The 16,611-nt window shown below is 60.1% G+C and carries 18 protein-coding genes; 13 read left to right on the forward strand and 5 right to left on the reverse strand.

From position 1 onward, the window contains the following. Positions 1 to 21: 21 nt before the first annotated feature. The 3 genes from rho to hemE form a co-directional block, all read right to left on the reverse strand. Positions 22 to 1,287, reverse strand: coding sequence for a transcription termination factor Rho (gene rho, locus G6N78_RS07895; protein WP_139346276.1), 1,266 nt, complete (start codon positions 1,285 to 1,287; stop codon positions 22 to 24). A gap of 167 nt (positions 1,288 to 1,454) precedes the next feature. Then, positions 1,455 to 1,991: a protoporphyrinogen oxidase HemJ gene (gene hemJ, locus G6N78_RS25695; protein ID WP_206531620.1), complete on the reverse strand. Its 537-nt coding sequence runs from the start codon at positions 1,989 to 1,991 to the stop codon at positions 1,455 to 1,457. A gap of 3 nt (positions 1,992 to 1,994) precedes the next feature. Continuing rightward, positions 1,995 to 3,020 carry a uroporphyrinogen decarboxylase gene (gene hemE, locus G6N78_RS25700; RefSeq protein ID WP_206531621.1) on the reverse strand — a complete coding sequence of 342 codons (1,026 nt, stop codon included), beginning with the start codon at positions 3,018 to 3,020 and terminating at the stop codon, positions 1,995 to 1,997. Between the two features lie 405 nt (positions 3,021 to 3,425). Here hemE and G6N78_RS07905 point away from each other — a divergent pair, with 405 nt between their 5' ends. The 5 genes from G6N78_RS07905 to dnaQ are packed head-to-tail and all read left to right on the forward strand — an operon-like array spanning position 3,426 to position 7,023. After that, a complete protein-coding gene (locus G6N78_RS07905; RefSeq protein WP_165221481.1) occupies positions 3,426 to 4,247 on the forward strand; it encodes a pyruvate, water dikinase regulatory protein in 822 nt (273 codons plus the stop codon). Positions 4,248 to 4,283: 36 nt separating this feature from the next. After that, positions 4,284 to 4,883 carry a Maf-like protein gene (locus G6N78_RS07910; protein ID WP_165217201.1) on the forward strand — a complete coding sequence of 200 codons (600 nt, stop codon included), beginning with the start codon at positions 4,284 to 4,286 and terminating at the stop codon, positions 4,881 to 4,883. After that, on the forward strand, positions 4,876 to 5,727 hold the full coding sequence (locus G6N78_RS07915; RefSeq protein ID WP_165217203.1) for a shikimate dehydrogenase: 852 nt from the start codon (positions 4,876 to 4,878) through the stop codon (positions 5,725 to 5,727). The genes G6N78_RS07910 and G6N78_RS07915 overlap by 8 nt, the downstream gene beginning before the upstream one ends. Next, entirely contained in the window at positions 5,727 to 6,335 is a 609-nt protein-coding gene (gene coaE / locus G6N78_RS07920; protein ID WP_165217205.1) for a dephospho-CoA kinase, read from the forward strand. Before G6N78_RS07915 ends, coaE begins: the two co-directional genes overlap by 1 nt. Further along, positions 6,328 to 7,023, forward strand: a complete 696-nt coding sequence (dnaQ, locus tag G6N78_RS07925; protein WP_165217207.1) for a DNA polymerase III subunit epsilon — start codon at positions 6,328 to 6,330, stop codon at positions 7,021 to 7,023. The genes coaE and dnaQ overlap by 8 nt, the downstream gene beginning before the upstream one ends. Positions 7,024 to 7,082: 59 nt before the next feature. Here dnaQ and secB read toward each other — a convergent pair whose 3' ends face one another. Together secB and G6N78_RS07935 are read right to left on the reverse strand one after the other, a co-directional pair. Continuing rightward, complete coding sequence (gene secB / locus G6N78_RS07930; protein WP_165217209.1) at positions 7,083 to 7,556, reverse strand: protein-export chaperone SecB; 474 nt, start codon at positions 7,554 to 7,556, stop codon at positions 7,083 to 7,085. An 87-nt stretch (positions 7,557 to 7,643) separates the two neighbouring features. Then, positions 7,644 to 8,141 carry an FxsA family protein gene (locus G6N78_RS07935; protein WP_165217211.1) on the reverse strand — a complete coding sequence of 166 codons (498 nt, stop codon included), beginning with the start codon at positions 8,139 to 8,141 and terminating at the stop codon, positions 7,644 to 7,646. A gap of 119 nt (positions 8,142 to 8,260) precedes the next feature. On the opposite strand from G6N78_RS07935, the gene G6N78_RS07940 reads away from it, so the two are divergent. From G6N78_RS07940 to G6N78_RS07975, 8 genes are all read left to right on the forward strand, one after another. Next, the gene (locus G6N78_RS07940) at positions 8,261 to 8,959 is read left to right on the forward strand and encodes a Tim44/TimA family putative adaptor protein (RefSeq protein ID WP_165221484.1); all 699 of its coding nucleotides are present in this window, start codon (positions 8,261 to 8,263) and stop codon (positions 8,957 to 8,959) included. Next, entirely contained in the window at positions 8,956 to 10,074 is a 1,119-nt protein-coding gene (gene mltA / locus G6N78_RS07945; protein ID WP_165217213.1) for a murein transglycosylase A, read from the forward strand. The genes G6N78_RS07940 and mltA overlap by 4 nt, the downstream gene beginning before the upstream one ends. Continuing rightward, complete coding sequence (locus G6N78_RS07950; RefSeq protein WP_165217215.1) at positions 10,071 to 10,634, forward strand: Smr/MutS family protein; 564 nt, start codon at positions 10,071 to 10,073, stop codon at positions 10,632 to 10,634. Before mltA ends, G6N78_RS07950 begins: the two co-directional genes overlap by 4 nt. Beyond that, positions 10,631 to 10,996, forward strand: a complete 366-nt coding sequence (locus G6N78_RS07955; RefSeq protein WP_165217217.1) for a helix-turn-helix domain-containing protein — start codon at positions 10,631 to 10,633, stop codon at positions 10,994 to 10,996. The genes G6N78_RS07950 and G6N78_RS07955 overlap by 4 nt, the downstream gene beginning before the upstream one ends. Positions 10,997 to 11,124: 128 nt before the next feature. After that, positions 11,125 to 13,557, forward strand: coding sequence for a DNA topoisomerase (ATP-hydrolyzing) subunit B (gyrB, locus tag G6N78_RS07960; protein ID WP_165217219.1), 2,433 nt, complete (start codon positions 11,125 to 11,127; stop codon positions 13,555 to 13,557). Positions 13,558 to 13,903: 346 nt separating this feature from the next. After that, positions 13,904 to 15,184 carry a polyhydroxyalkanoate depolymerase gene (locus G6N78_RS07965; protein WP_165217221.1) on the forward strand — a complete coding sequence of 427 codons (1,281 nt, stop codon included), beginning with the start codon at positions 13,904 to 13,906 and terminating at the stop codon, positions 15,182 to 15,184. A gap of 151 nt (positions 15,185 to 15,335) precedes the next feature. Beyond that, on the forward strand, positions 15,336 to 15,755 hold the full coding sequence (locus G6N78_RS07970) for a DUF2852 domain-containing protein (protein ID WP_165217223.1): 420 nt from the start codon (positions 15,336 to 15,338) through the stop codon (positions 15,753 to 15,755). Between the two features lie 91 nt (positions 15,756 to 15,846). Then, on the forward strand, positions 15,847 to 16,605 hold the full coding sequence (locus G6N78_RS07975; RefSeq protein WP_165217225.1) for a M48 family metallopeptidase: 759 nt from the start codon (positions 15,847 to 15,849) through the stop codon (positions 16,603 to 16,605). The last annotated feature ends 6 nt before the right edge of the window (positions 16,606 to 16,611 follow it).

Here is a 16,611-nt window from a genome sequence, read left to right on the forward strand (position 1 = left end):
CGATCCGAATCCGGCTATTCGTTACGTGTTCATCGAGTCGAAGAAATCACCGTTGTTCTTGGTCTGCTTGAGCTTGTCGATGAGGAACTCGATCGCGTCGGTCGTGCCCATCGGTGCAAGAATACGGCGAAGTACAAAGATTTTCTGGAGATCCTGCCGCGGCACGAGCAGGTCTTCCTTGCGCGTACCGGACTTGAGGATATCCATCGCCGGGAAGATGCGCTTGTCGGCGACCTTGCGGTCCAGCACGATTTCCGAGTTGCCGGTACCCTTGAACTCTTCGAAGATGACTTCGTCCATGCGGCTGCCGGTGTCGATCAGCGCGGTCGCAATGATCGTCAGCGAACCGCCTTCTTCGATGTTACGGGCAGCACCAAAGAAACGCTTCGGCCGCTGTAGCGCGTTGGCATCTACACCACCGGTCAGAACCTTGCCGGAAGACGGCACGACGGTGTTATAGGCGCGGCCGAGGCGGGTGATCGAATCGAGTAGGATGACAACGTCACGGCCGTGTTCAACGAGGCGCTTGGCCTTTTCGATGACCATTTCAGCGACCTGAACATGGCGGACCGCCGGTTCGTCGAAGGTCGAAGATACCACTTCACCGCGCACCGAGCGCTGCATGTCCGTCACTTCTTCCGGACGTTCATCAATCAGAAGAACGATCAGGTAGCATTCCGGATGGTTGGCAGTGATGGAATGGGCAATGTTCTGCAGCAGAACGGTTTTACCCGTGCGCGGCGGCGCGACGATGAGGCCACGCTGCCCCTTGCCGAGCGGTGCGACAAGATCGATCACTCGGGCGGACAGATCCTTCGACGTCGGGACATCGAGTTCCATCTTGAAGCGCTCATTGGGATAGAGCGGCGTCAAATTGTCGAAATGCACCTTGTGGCGGATCTTCTCCGGATCGTCGAAGTTGATCGTGTTGACCTTCAGAAGGGCAAAATACCGTTCGCCTTCCTTCGGCCCACGGATCGGGCCCTCCACGGTGTCACCGGTCTTCAGCGAAAAACGACGGATCTGCGACGGAGAAATATAGATGTCGTCCGGGCCCGGAAGGTAATTCGCATTGGCCGAACGCAGGAAACCAAAACCATCCTGCAAGACTTCGACGACGCCTTCGCCGATGATTTCCACGTCCTGGCTGGCAAGAACCTTCAGGATCGCGAACATCAGTTCCTGCTTGCGCATCGTGCTCGCGTTTTCGACCTCCAGGGATTCGGCGAAGGTCAGCAGGTCGGTGGGCGACTTGCTCTTGAGTTCTTGAAGCTTCATTTCAGCCATGAAGAAGGACCGCTTTGGACTTTTGAGGGAAGTGGCGTGTTTGTGAAGATGCTTCCGCGGCCTGCCGCGGATGTCTGATGTGCACACAAACTACGAGAGAGAAGTGCGGCGAAAATAACCGTTCGGACTTAGCATCGCAAGGGGGGATGAAAACAATTCTCCGAAAGTCAGAACGGCTTCACGATCACGAGAATGACGATCAGCATCATCAGGATGGTCGGCACCTCGTTCATCATGCGCCAGTAGCGTGCGGATTGGCGTGGGCCATCGACGCCAAACTGACGGACAGCCCGGCTCTGGTGCATGTGGGCGAGCGTCAGAAGCACGACCAGCAGGATTTTGGCATGCAGCCAGCCGCCCTGGAACCGGAAACCGTCATAGGCGAGATAGAGGCCAAGCGCCCAGCTGATCATCATGGCCGGGTTCATGATGACCTTTAGCAGCCGGCGTTCCATGACCTTGAAGGTTTCCGACTGTTCTGATCCAACCGGCGCATCCGTGTGGTAGATGAAGAGCCGCGGCAGGTAGAAAAGCCCCGCCATCCAGGCAATCACAGCGATGACGTGAAACGCCTTCAGCCACAGGTAAAGATCATCCGGGCGGAGCAGGTAGATGCCACCCAACAGACCGAGGAAGACGGCAAGCGCCACCGCAGCCCGCAACGCCGCCTTGTTACCGGGAATGGCATCCGTCTGCTTTTCCATCGCTCAACCCCTCACTCGCTGCACCAGCTGCGAGACGTGTTCGGGCTTGGCATCCGGCGTGATGCCGTGGCCGAGGTTGAAGACGAGGGGACCATTGCCGAGCACGGACAGGATCCGATCAATGCCGTCGTCCAGCGCCTCACCGCCGGCAACGACCCGCATCGGATCGAGATTGCCCTGCACCGGCCCATCCTTCTGGAGCTCGGCAGCAAAGCTCAGCGGCACGGACCAGTCGAGCCCGATCATGTCGGCGCCTGTTCTCTGGCGATAGTTCTTGAGGTTCATGCCGGCGCCTTTGGCAAAGGCGATAACCTTCGCCTGCGGACGCCGTGATTTGACCGAGCGGATGACGCGGGCGACCGGCTCCACCGCGAAAGCCTCAAATTCCGCCTCTCCAAGAACACCGGCCCAGCTGTCGAAGATCTGCACGGCGTCGGCACCGGCATCGATCTGTGCCACGAGATAATCCGCGGAAAGCTCCGCCAGCAGCGACAGGAGCTTGTCGAAGGCCTTCCGGTGACGATAACCGAACAGGCGGCCAGGGGCCTGGTCGGGCGTGCCATGTCCGGCGATCATATAGGTGGCAACCGTCCAGGGCGCGCCACAGAACCCGAGAAGCGTCGTTTCCGCCGGCAGAGAGGCACGGATCTGTCCCACCGTCTGGATCACCGGCCTCAGGTGCTCCTGCACCCCCTCTGCGCTCAGCGCCGCAATACCAGCCTCGTCGATCGGGTCCATACGTGGGCCGGAGCCTTCGACGAAATGCACGTTGCGGTTCAGCGCATCCGGAATGACCAGGATATCCGAAAACAGGATAGCCGCGTCAAAGCCGTAACGCCGGATCGGCTGAAGGGTCACTTCCGTTGCCAGATCCGGCGAATAACAGAGATCGAGAAAGCTCCCGGCTTCCGCCCGCGTCTTGCGATATTCCGGGAGGTAGCGGCCTGCCTGTCTCATCAGCCAGATGGGGGGTGGCGAAACGGTCGATCCGTTCAGGACCTCCATCACCTTGCGGCGTACTGCAGCCAAGAGGGTGTCCTCCAAAACAAAGAAATCTAGAAACTTCTGATTTGATGATTCTTAGAGTCGGTGAGTATCAAGGATCATTCTCTTTGCACAGTCCAGCGGGCTCCAGTGCGACAACACGGCTCAACCGGGAGAGAATTATGAGATGTCGGGATAAATGTGGTGGCCGGTCGCTTTTGGCGTTTTGAATCAGCATCTTCATCAATGGAACCGGTTCCTCGCTCTTGTGGATAACCTGTGAAGCGTTCGGAGCTTGCTATCCTCGCTTCGAGTTTCCCACAGCCGTGGAAAAAGCCTCGCCACAGTTGGGTCGAATGTGGATAAATTGCCACTTATCCTTCCGCCGCGGATCTCGCCGCAGAATCGCCCGACCTTTTCCCAGGTTATGAACAGAGGATGAAGATTAACGTGGAGAACCGCAAAAGCTTCTTCCATCTGCACCTGATATCTGACTCAACGGGTGAAACGCTGATCTCCGCTGGCCGCGCCGCGTCGGCGCAGTTTCGCTCCGCCCTGCCGATCGAACATGTCTATCCGCTCATCCGCAATCGTCGTCAGTTGATGCCGGTCCTGCAGGCGATCGATGAGAAGCCCGGCATCGTGCTCTATACAATCGTCGATCAGGATCTCGCCAATCATGTCGATCAACGCTGCAAGGAGTTGGGAGTTCCAAGTGTCAATCTGCTGGAACCGGTGCTCGCAACCTTCCAGGCCTATCTCGGCGATCGATCGCGGCGCCGTGTCGGCGCGCAACATGCCCTCAACGCAGATTACTTCCGCCGCATTGATGCGCTGAATTTCGCGATGGATCACGATGACGGGCAGATGGCGGACAGTTATGACGAGGCGGATGTGGTGATTGTCGGCATCAGCCGCACCTCCAAAACGCCCACCTGCATCTATCTCGCCAATCGCGGCATCAAGGCGGCCAACATTCCGATCGTGCCGGATGTGCCGCTGCCGGCCTCCCTGTTATCGGCCACCAAGCCGCTGATCGTCGGGCTGATCGCAACGACGGATCGCATTTCGCAGGTTCGGGAAAACCGCGAGCTCGGCACCGTCGCGGGCTTTGACCGCAGTCATTATACCGATCGCGCCAATATCAATGAGGAACTGAAATATGCGCGCGCCTTGTGCGCCCGCCATCAGTGGCCGATCATCGACGTCACGCGCCGCTCGATCGAAGAAACGGCAGCAGCCATCGTTGCTCTAAGACCGAAGCTGCGATAATGCCGAATCCATGCCGCAATCTCAGGAGTGCTCTCCGTGACCCAGCCGCTCGTGCTTGCCTCCTCCAGTCCGTTCCGACGTCTGCTGATGCAGAATGCCGGTCTGGATTTTGTCGCCCAGGCAGCGTCGATCGATGAACGGGCGATCGAGGCGAAACTGGCCGCGCAAAATGCCACGCCGGAAACCGTGGCGCTCGAATTGGCAAGAGCAAAGGCGCTGGATGTCAGCACCCGGTTTCCGGATGCCTTTGTCATCGGGTCGGACCAGACCATGTCGCTCAGTCACCGCGTCTATCACAAGCCGGCCTCCCTTCAGGAGGCGCGCGAAAACCTGTTGTCGCTCTCCGGCCAGACACATCATCTCAACAGCGGTGTTGCCATTGTTCGAAACGGTGCGGTGGTTTGGCAGATCGTCGCGAGGGCAGCCATGACGGTGCGGGTGCTGTCGCCCGATTTCGTTGATCGTTACCTGGCAAGCGTCGGGGATGCGGTGATGACGAGTGTCGGCGCCTATCAGCTGGAGGGCGAGGGAATCCGGCTATTTGAATCGATAGGCGGCGACTACTTTACCATCCTCGGCCTGCCGATGTTGCCTCTGCTGAAAGCGTTAAGGGAGCTTGGGGCTGTTAATGATTGATTCACGTGAAACACAAAAAAAGGCCTTCGTGATTGGAACGCCTATCCGCCACTCCCGGTCGCCGATGATTCACGGCTATTGGCTGAAAAATTTCCGGATTGCCGGCTCCTATCAGGCGATCGAAGTGCAGGCGACGGAGCTAGATGGTTTTCTCGGCGAGCTGAGAACAAGCGGGGAATTTCAAGGTGGCAATGTCACCATTCCCCACAAGGAGCGGGCCTGCGCACTTGCCGATGAGCCGGATGAGCTGGCAAAGGAACTGGGTGCCGCCAACACGCTCTGGTTGGACGAGGGCAGGCTGAAGGCCACGAATACCGATGGTTATGGCTTTGCCGCCAACCTGGATGAACGGGCGCGCGGCTGGGATGAGACGTCTCGTGCTGTCATCCTGGGTGCCGGCGGTGCGAGCCGGGCCATCATCCAGGCGGTGCGCGATCGCGGTGTCTCGGAGATCCATGTCGTCAATCGAACCGAGGCGCGGGCGCAGGAATTGGCGGACCGCTTTGGTGCCAGGGTGCACGCCCATCCGATGGGCGCTTTGACGGAGGTCATGCAGGGCGCCGGTCTCTTTATCAATACGACGTCGCTTGGCATGGATGGCGAAGGTTCGTTGGACATCGATTTTAGGGTGATGGACGCCAAGGCGGTGGTGACGGACATTGTCTACGTTCCTCTTGAGACTCCGACGCTGGCGCAGGCACGAGCACAGGGTTTCACCGCGGTCGATGGCCTCGGCATGCTGTTGCACCAAGCCGTTCCGGGTTTTGAGAAATGGTTCGGGCAGCGTCCAGTGGTCGATGACACCGTCCGCGCGCTGGTGATTGCCGATATGGACGCGCATTGATGATCAGGATCGGGCTCACCGGATCGATCGGCATGGGGAAATCCACCACAGCTGGCCTATTCGCCGCCGAAGGGATTGCGGTGAACGATGCCGATGCGGTGGTGCATGACCTTTACCGTGGCGAAGCGGTTCAGCCGGTCGAGGCGGCCTTTCCGGGTGTTGCTCGGGATGGGGTCATCGATCGGAGCGAGCTCGGGCGCCGTCTGGCCGCCGATCCTGGCGGCTTCAAGCGTCTGGAGGCGATCGTACATCCGCTGGTACGGGCGCGCGAAGAGGCGTTTTTGCGGGAGCAACAAGCGGCCGGTGCGGATATGGTCGTCCTCGATATTCCGCTCCTCTTCGAAACCGGAGCCGCGGATCGGGTGGATGTCGTGGTCGTGGTGACCTGCGATGCCGAGATCCAGCGCCAGCGGGTACTGGCGAGGCCTGGCATGACGGAAGAAAAATTCCAGCTGATCCTGTCGCGGCAGGTGCCGGATGGGGAAAAGCGTGCACGAGCCGATTTCCTGATCGATACGGGCGCTGGGCTGGACGCCGCCCGTGCTAGGGTCAAGGCCATTATTGCGGAACTTCGAAGCGGACAAGGGCAGGGAACAGCCGATGCGTGAGATCATCTTCGATACGGAAACCACCGGTCTCGACAACCGCTCCGACCGGGTCATCGAAATCGGCGGCATCGAGCTGCTGAACCATTTTCCGACGGGGAGGACCTTTCACGTCTACATCAATCCGGGCGATCGCAAGGTGCATCCGGATGCGCTTGCCGTGCACGGCATTACCGATGACTTCCTGAAGGATAAGCCGAACTTTGCGGAAATCGTCGAGGATCTGCAGGCCTTCTTTGAGGGCGCAAAATGGATCGCCCATAACGCGACCTTCGATATGGGCTTCATCAATGCCGAGTTTGCCAGGCTCGGCCTCCCACCGGTGCCGCAGGAACAGGTGATCGACACGCTCTCCATGGCGCGTCGCAAGAACCCGATGGGTCCGAACACACTGGACGCGCTCTGCCGCCGGTATGGCATCGACAATTCGCACCGCACGAAGCACGGCGCCCTGCTCGACTCCGAGCTTCTCGCCGAAGTCTACATCGAGATGATCGGTGGTCGACAGGCGGCACTGGGTCTTGGCGGAGCCGAGCGGGTAACGACGGTGGTCGAGGTGGAGGAGGTGGATATCACTGCGCTTGCCCGGCCAAGGCCGCTTGTCCCGCGGCTGACGCCGGAAGAGGTGGAAGCCCATCAGGCGATGGTCAAGAGCATGGGCGACAAGGCCCTCTGGGCCCGCTACCAGTAGCCACAAAAAAGCCCGGTCGAGCCGGGCTTTTTGATGTTTGCAGATGATGCCGTGAGCAATCAGCTGTTCAGCGTCTGACCCTGCGAGCGGGCCTGTTCTTCGGCAACGCGCTGGGCAAACATCTGGCCGAAATCGATCGGGTCGATCATCAGCGGCGGGAAGCCGCCATTGCGCGTCACATCAGAAATGATCTGGCGTGCGAAGGGGAAGAGCAGGCGCGGGCACTCGATGAAGAGAACCGGGAGCATGTGTTCCTGCGGGAAACCGGTGATGCGGAAAACGCCGCCATACACCAGCTCGGTGACGAAAACGACCTTGTCGCCGTCCTTGGCATCGGCGCTCAGCGTCAGGATCACGTCGAAATCCGTGTCGGACAGCGGATTGGCATTGACGTTCACATTGATATTGATCGACGGAGCCTTGTCGCGAGCCTGCAGCGAGCGGGGCGCACCCGGGTTTTCGAAGGAGAGGTCCTTCGTGTACTGGGCAAGGATCGTGAGCGACGGAGATTGCGTTTCAGTTTCGTTGGCCATTGGCTGTTCCTCGGCTTCGGTCGTTTCGGCCCTCTAACACTTCGCCGAAAGCCTTACAACCCTCCGGCCCCGCCGCAGGCCCTGCGCTCAGGGCTCATCCAGCCGACGATCCGACCAGGGGGACGAGGGATCCGGCTTGCGCTCGAAGTCTCCTTCGTCGAGGTCGATCGTCCTGGGGTCACCACCGCCTCGAGCGCCCGGATAACCTCCGCCGGCATACTGCGTCCGCACCACGACATTGCGACCGATGAGGTCCCAGAGCAACTGGCGCACCGGTGGCAGGAACAGCAGGATGCCGACGATGTCGCTGACGAAGCCGGGAATGATGAGCAGGATGGCCGCAACCACGATCATGGCGCCGCTGACGATCGCCTTGCCAGGAACACGGCCCTGGCGGCCTTCTTCGTTGATTTCGCGCAGAAGTGAAAGCCCTTGCAGGCGCAGGAGAACAATGCCGGCGAAACCGGACAGCATCACGAGCCCCAGAGTTGGCCAGAGGCCAAGCCAGTTTCCGACGATCACGAAACCGGCAATCTCGAGAAGCGGCAGGCCGAAAAACAGGAGCGGAAACAGAAAAAGGCGCATGAGCTCACGGTAAAGCGTTGATGATGTTTGCGCGAACACTCGCCACGGTATTTGAATGATCGCCAGATATGACTATATGAGGATGAACCTTTCCAATTCCAACGACATCCCGGGTGAAAATGGGCGCGAACGACTTCATCACTCTTTTTTTCCTCGTGGCAGCCGTCCTGATCTTTTTGCAGTTGCGCAGCGTGCTTGGCCGGCGGACGGGGCACGAGAAGCCGCCCGTTGATCCGTTCAGCGCCCGTGATGCTGCAAAAGCGCCGGCAAGCGACGACGGCAAGGTCGTGACGCTTCCGCGGCGCGACCAGGCCGATGATGAAAGCCGTTGGACCGAGATCGATGCGGTCTCCAAGCCGGGCACCGCATTGAACGATGGCCTTCGTGAACTGGTAAAGGCTGATCCGACCTTCCGCCCGAAGGAGTTTTTGAATGGCGCCCGCATGGCCTACGAGATGATCGTGATGGCCTTTGCCGATGGCGACCGGAAGGCATTGAAAAACCTTCTGTCAAAGGAAGTCTTCGAAGGCTTCGAAGCGGCGATTGCCGATCGGGAATCGCGTGGCGAAGTGGTCAAGTCGAGTTTTGTCGGCATCGACAAGGCGGACATCACCCAGGTACTGGTCAAGGGCCATGAGGAGCAGGTGACGGTGCGCATCGTCAGCCAGCTGATTTCGGCCACCTATGACAAGGCCGGTACGCTGGTGGATGGTGACGCGGAAACCGTGGCCGAGGTGATCGATATCTGGACCTTTGCCCGCGACATGCGCTCCCGCGACCCGAACTGGAAACTGGTCGCCACTGAATCCGAGCAATGATCGTGACGGAGACCTTTTCTCTCCGGCGGATGGACTTCTCCGAATTGAGGGGGTGGGGGATCGATGATCCCCGCCCCCTCTTTGCCGTCATGCAGCGCTGTCTTGAACATATCCGTCAGAACAAGCCCTATCGAACCGGCTCTCTCGGTCTGACGGCCGCGGATCTTCTACCCCTGCTGTCCGCTGCGATCGAAGCGGCACCCGCCGATGCGGCAGCGGCACGCGCTTTCTTCGAGGCGCAAACCGTGCCGTTCCTGATCGAGCGGACAAGCAACCAGAAAGGTTTCGTGACGGCGTTCTATGAGCCGGAAGTGGAGGTCTCCGATAAACCGGACTCCGGCTACCGATATCCCTTCTACCGTCGCCCGGCAGATCTCGTCGATCTCGACGATGCCAATCGACCACAGGACATGGATGCGTCCTACGTCTTTGGCCGAAACCATGATGGCCAGATCTCCCCCTATTTCGATCGCAGGATGATCGATGAAGGCTGTCTGGACGGGCAGGGTCTGGAGATCGCCTGGGCGAAATCGAAGGTAGATGTATTCTTCGCCCATGTTCAGGGCGCGGCGCGGCTCCGCTATCCCGACGGTCGGCTGTGCCGGATCACCTATGCGGCCAAGGCGGGCCATCCGTTTTCTGCCATCGGCAAGTTGTTGATTGATCGAGGAGAGATCGATCCCGCCCGGATCTCGATGCAGTCGATCCGCGCCTGGCTCGCGGAGAATCCGGCTAAGGTCGATGGCGTGCTCTGGCACAATCGGTCTTACATCTTTTTCCGCGAAGCCGCCGTGGACGATCCCTCTCTTGGGCCGATTGCCGCCGCCAAGGTGCCGCTGGTGGCCGGGCGGTCTCTTGCCGTCGATCGGCTCATTCACACCTTCGGCTTTCCTTTCTTCATCCGCTCCGAAACATTGACGCATCTGGACGAGCGCCGGCCTTTCGCCCGCCTAATGATGGCGCTCGATACGGGGTCCGCCATCGTCGGCCCGGCGCGCGGCGACATTTTTACCGGATCGGGGGATGAGGCGGGAGAACTGGCCGGCACCGTGCGCAACAGCGCGGATTTCCATATTCTCATCCCGAAAGCGGCAGCGCCGAGGTTTGCCGGATGAAGAAGGAACGCAAGCTTAGTTCGGACGAGCGAATCCTGTGGGGCAAGGTCGCCAAGACGACGAAGCCGATGCCGGGGCGCCTGGAAGAACTCCTGGAGTTCGAGGAGGAGTTCCTGCACGAGCAGGAGATGGCGCCGTCCTCCTCTTCGCCTGTCTCCAAGACCATCCCGATTGCTGATTCCGAACAGAACACCGACCCGGCCAAGTGCGGCAAGGGCGTTCATCATCCGCTCGAGCGACCGGTCAAGCGCAAGATCGCCCGCGGCCGTCTGGCGCTGGAGGCGCGGATCGATCTGCACGGCATGATACAGAGCGAAGCGCATGGCATGTTGCTCGATTTTTTGATGCGCGCGCATGAACGCGGCATGCGCCATGTTCTCATCATCACCGGCAAGGGCAGTTCGCTCGGCAGCGAAGGCGCGTTGAAACGGGCGGTTCCCTTGTGGTTCTCGAAGCCGGAATTCCGCTTTCTTATCTCGTCTTATGAGCCGGCCGCGCGTCACCATGGCGGGGAGGGTGCGCTCTATGTGCGTCTCAGCCGACGGGGAGGCGAAATGTGACGCCCTTCGGAGAGGCCCTGCGCGAACTGCGTCGGCAGAAGGGGGTGAGCCAGCAGGAGATGGCGGCGGCCATCGGCGTCTCGGCTGCCTATCTGTCCGCCTTGGAGCATGGCCGTCGCGGGCGTCCGAGCTTCGATTTTCTGCAGCGCGTCTGCGGCTATTTCAACATCATCTGGGATGAAGCCGAGGAACTGTTTCGCCTGGCGGAAGGCTCCGATCCGAGGGTGACGGTCGATACTGCCGGCCTGCCGCCGGCCTATACGGCGCTTGCCAATCTTCTCGCACGCAAAATTCGCCATCTGGAACCGGACATGGTAGACGAACTGACGAAGCTGCTGGAAAATGCCGCAAACCGTGGCTAGTGGTCCTGTCATCCCCGATTTTTCGTCTCTCACGCTTTGGAATGAGGCACGGAACTCCCTATAGTCCGCAGGAAGGACAACGGTGATTCGCCACGCACCGTGGGCAGTCAAGAACTAGAAAGACAAAAATGAGCGATACACCCGTCAGCGATAGCGCGAGTGCAGAATATGGCGCCGACTCCATCAAGGTTCTGAAGGGCCTTGATGCCGTACGCAAGCGGCCTGGCATGTATATCGGCGACACGGATGACGGCTCCGGCCTCCATCACATGGTTTACGAAGTGGTCGACAACGCGATCGATGAATCGCTTGCCGGACATGCGGATCTGGTGACGGTGTCGATCAATGCCGATGGCTCGATCACGGTGACGGACAATGGTCGCGGTATCCCGACCGACATCCACACCGGCGAAGGCGTGTCTGCCGCCGAAGTCATCATGACGCAGCTGCATGCCGGGGGCAAGTTCGACCAGAACTCCTACAAGGTGTCCGGCGGTCTGCATGGCGTGGGTGTCTCGGTGGTCAACGCGCTGTCGGTCTGGCTGAAGCTGAAGATCCGCCGCGCCGGCAAGATCCACGAGATGAGCTTCACGCATGGCGTTGCCGATGCGCCGCTGAAGGTGACGGGGGATTATGAAGGCCGCTCCGGCACGGAAGTCACCTTCCTGCCGAGCACGGACACCTTCACCAAGACCGAGTTCGATTACGGCACGCTCGAGCACCGGCTACGCGAACTGGCCTTCCTGAATTCCGGCGTCCGCATTCTGCTGACCGACCGGCGCAAGTCCGATATCCGCCAGGAAGAAATGCTCTATGACGGCGGTCTGGAAGCCTTCGTGCGGTATCTCGACCGCGCGAAGAAGCCGCTGGTCGACAAGCCGGTGGCAATCCGCGGCGAAAAGGACGGCATCACCGTCGAAGTGGCTTTGTGGTGGAACGACAGCTACCACGAGAACGTGCTCTGCTTCACCAACAACATTCCCCAGCGCGACGGCGGCACGCATATGGCCGGTTTCCGCGCGGCGCTGACCCGCCAAGTCACATCCTATGCCGATACCTCCGGTATCCTCAAGAAGGAAAAGGTTTCGCTGCAGGGCGAAGACTGCCGTGAAGGCCTGACCGCCGTTCTCTCCGTCAAGGTGCCGGATCCGAAATTCTCGTCGCAGACGAAGGACAAGCTGGTTTCCTCCGAAGTCCGCCCGGTGGTGGAAAACCTTGTCAACGAGGCGCTCAGCACCTGGTTTGAGGAACATCCGTCGGAAGCCAAGATTCTTGTCGGCAAGGTGGTGGAAGCCGCCATTGCTCGCGAGGCGGCCCGCAAGGCGCGTGAACTGACCCGCCGCAAGGGTGCACTCGATATCGCATCACTGCCGGGCAAGCTCGCCGACTGTTCCGAACGCGATCCGTCCAAGTCCGAACTCTTCCTCGTCGAGGGCGATTCCGCCGGTGGGTCGGCCAAGCAGGGCCGGTCGCGCGAAAGCCAGGCGATCCTGCCGCTGCGCGGCAAGATCCTCAATGTGGAACGCGCGCGTTTCGACAAGATGTTGTCCAGCCAGGAAATCGGCACGCTGATTACCGCGCTCGGCACATCGATCGGCAAGGACGAGTTCAACGCCGACAAGCTGCGTTACCACAAGATCATCATCATGACCGATGCTGACGTGGACGGCGCGCATATCCGAACCCTGTTGCTCACCTTCTTCTTCCGCCAGATGCCGGAACTGATCGAACGCGGCCATCTCTACATCGCCCAGCCGCCGCTCTATAAAGTCACGCGCGGCAAGTCCGTTCAGTACCTGAAGGATGAAAAGGCGCTGGAAGATTACCTGATCGGCCAGGGCCTGGACGAAGCAACGCTGACGCTGGGGTCCGGCGAAGTGCGTGCGGGGGCAGATCTGCGCGAAGTCATCGGCGATGCGCTTCGCCTGCGCACCCTGCTCGACGGATTGCACTCCCGCTACAGCCGCGCCATCGTGGAACAGGCTGCTATTGCCGGCGCGCTCAACCCGGAACTGACCGACAATCCGGAACGGGCCCAGGAGACGGCAAACGAAGTGGCCCAGCGTCTCGACCTGATTGCCGAGGAGACCGAGCGCGGCTGGAGCGGCCATGTGACGACCGAAGGCGGCCTGCGTTTTGAGCGGATGGTTCGTGGCGTCAAGGAAGTGGCGGTGCTCGACGTCGCGCTGATCGGTTCGGCCGATGCGCGCTACATTGACCAGATGACGGCCCGCCTGCGCGAGATCTATGCGATCCCGCCGAAGCTGACGCGCAAGGAAGGACAGATCGAGATTTCCGGACCGCGGGCGCTTCTGGACGCCGTCTTCGCCGCCGGCCGCAAGGGTCTTTCCATGCAGCGGTACAAAGGTCTTGGCGAGATGAATGCCGAGCAGCTTTGGGAAACCACGCTCGACCCGAACGTCCGCTCCCTGCTGCAGGTCCGCGTCAATGATGCGACCGATGCCGACGGGCTGTTTGCCCGCCTGATGGGGGACGAAGTCGAACCCCGTCGCGAGTTCATCCAGGACAACGCGCTGAGCGTTGCCAACCTCGACATCTAATCAAGATTTGTTTCACGTGAATCTTTTCTGTGGATTGATTCACGTGAAACATCAGAGCCGGCGTCAGTCACAATTCGACCAAGCGCAGCCAACCCTCCAATTTCTCTTTAAACTTCAATGATAGGCCGCAGACGAAACCCGTTTTCGTGCGCGGAACAATTGCGCGCCGCAAGTCTTGTTCCAGCCACCTGTCGCACAATGGCGATAAGTGCAGTTCTGTCAGTCAATGTTGCACTGCACTTGTAACCTGTTAGTTTACCCCTTGATGCTAGACACTCAGGCAGGTCCGGTCGGCGGGTCCGGAAAGAAACACCCGAAAGAAAACCAACACGAAAGGTGGCCTTGCATGTTCTACCAGCTCTATGAGTTGAACCACGCGGCCATGGCTCCGTATCGCGCGGCGACGGAAGCTCTTCGATTTTTCTATACCAATCCTCTAAACCCCCTTGCAGAGACGACGTTCGGACGCACGATGGCGGCGGGGCTGGAAGTGTTTGAACGCGCCACGCGGCGTTATGGCAAACCGGAATTCGGACTGCCGACGACCACCGTCAGCGGCCAGAGCGTCAAGGTGACCGAGAAGGTGGTCTGGTCGAGACCCTTCTGCGATCTTCTCCGTTTTGAGCGTGATCTGCCGAAGGGCACCGATCTCGGTCCGAAGATCCTGATCGTGGCGCCCATGTCCGGCCATTATGCGACGCTGTTGCGCGGCACGGTCGAGGCGCTGATCCAGGGTGCGGATGTCTACATCACCGATTGGCAGGACGCCCGCACGGTCCCGGTGACCGAAGGTCTGTTCGATCTCGATGATTATATCGACTACGTCATCGACATGATCCATCACCTCGGTCCGAACACGCATGTGGTGGCCGTCTGCCAGCCGTCGGTTCCGGTTCTGGCCGCTGCGGCGGTCATGGAAGGCGCCGATGATCCGCTGGCACCTGCGTCCATGACGCTGATGGGCGGGCCGATCGATACGCGCATCAACCCGACGGCGGTGAACCAGCTAGCCCAGGACCGTCCGCTGAAGTGGTTCAAGGACAATGTCATCATGACGGTGCCGTGGCCGCATGCTGGTTTCATGCGTCCCGTCTACCCGGGCTTCCTGCAGCTCTCCGGCTTCATGTCGATGAACCTCGACCGGCACCTCAACGCCCAGAAGGACTTCTTCCAGCATCTCGTGAAGAACGACGGCGAGTCCGCCGAGAAACATCGCGACTTCTATGACGAATATCTGGCGGTCATGGATCTGACGGCGGAGTTTTATCTGCAGACGGTCGATACCGTCTTCATCAAGCATTCCCTGCCGAAGGGCGAGATGATGCATCGCGGCAGCCGCGTCGATACGACGAAGATCCGCAAGGTGGCGCTTCTCACCATCGAAGGCGAGAATGACGATATTTCCGGCGTCGGCCAGACCAAGGCGGCGCAGACGATCTGCACCAACATTCCAGACGACATGCGCCTGCATTATGTTCAGCCGGATGTCGGCCACTACGGGGTGTTCAACGGCTCGCGCTTCCGCCGGGAAATTGCGCCGCGGATCCTGAAGTTTGCCGCCGAACAGACCAAGGGTGTTCGCAAAACGGTGGTGCCGCGGGTGATCAAGGGCGGCAAGAGCGCCTGAAAACCAGGCTATATTACGTTTTCCTTGAATGTATTCAGAGCCTTCGCCGATTTGAGAGAAGGCTTTCTTGAAGGCGCATTGCGGGGCTACCACATCGATTGTGAGCGGGAAGCATTCGGGCCTCCCGCCCACAAACGAGGTAACGCGACCGATGAACCAGTCTGCATGGATCCGGCCGGATTGGACTCCGGCAACGATCGCCCTGATGGTCCTGGGCTTCGTGGTGTTCTGGCCCCTTGGCCTCGCCATGCTTGCCTATATTCTCTACGGCGACCGCCTGCGCGATTTCAAGCGCAGCGCCAATGAACGCGCCGACGGCTTCTTTAACAGCTGCCGCAGCTATCGCCGCTCCAGCCGTCCCGGTTTCTCGACCGGCAACGGGGCCTTCGACGATTGGCGAAAGGCCGAGCTCGACCGCATCGAAGAACAGCGCCGCAAGCTCGACGAGATGCGCGAGGAATTCGACACCTATCTTCGCGAGCTTCGCCGCGCGAAGGATCAGGAAGAGTTCGACCGCTTCATGCGCGAGCGTGGCAACCGCGGTCCAGACACGTCCTATCCCGCCGTCTGACGGGCAAGAGACGCACGAAACAGTCCGCCGGCACCTTTGGGTGCCGGTTTTTTCTTGCTCTCCGCATCGCCGAATCGGATAGAAGAAGCCCATGTTCTCCCTGCTCGCCAAGCCCAAACGCAAGCCGAAACCGCTCAAGAAGGAAGAGCGTGTTCTCTCCGTGGGTGACAAGGTGCTGCCGCTGACGATCCGGGAACATGCCAAGGCGACCCGCATCACGCTGCGCATCGAACCGGGCGGCCGCGCGTTGCGCCTCACGGTGCCGACCGGTCTGCGTTCCCGCGAAGTGGATGCCTTCCTCACCCGCCATGATGGCTGGCTGCGCACGAAGCTTTCCAAGTTTTCGGATGAAAACACGCTTCGCCCCGGCGGCATGATGGCACTGCGCGGTGTGCCGCACCGGATTGTCCATACCGGCACCTTGCGAGGACTGACGGAAGTCAGCGAGGAGGATGGACAACCGATCATCCGGGTCAGCGGTCTGGAGGATCATCTCGGACGACGCCTGGAAGCCTTCCTGAAAAAGGAGGCGCGCTACGATCTGGAGCGGCTGTCCGCTATTTATGCCGGGCGCATCGGCAAACCTGTCAAGTCTGTCAGCATGAAGGATACCCGCAGCCGCTGGGGGTCCTGCTCCTGGGATGGCAATTTGAGCTTTTCCTGGCGCATCGTCATGGCGCCGCCCTTCGTCATCGATTATCTCGCGGCGCATGAAGTGGCACATCTGAAGGAGATGAACCACGGTCCGAAGTTCTGGGCGCTTTGTGCCGACCTGTGCCCGGACATGGACAGAGCCCGCCACTGGCTGAAGACCCACGGCTCGCAACTGCATGCGATCGACTTCAGCTAAGGCGCT

Origin of the sequence: Allorhizobium pseudoryzae, from assembly GCF_011046245.1 — a bacterium.
GTDB lineage: Bacteria > Pseudomonadota > Alphaproteobacteria > Rhizobiales > Rhizobiaceae > Neorhizobium > Neorhizobium pseudoryzae.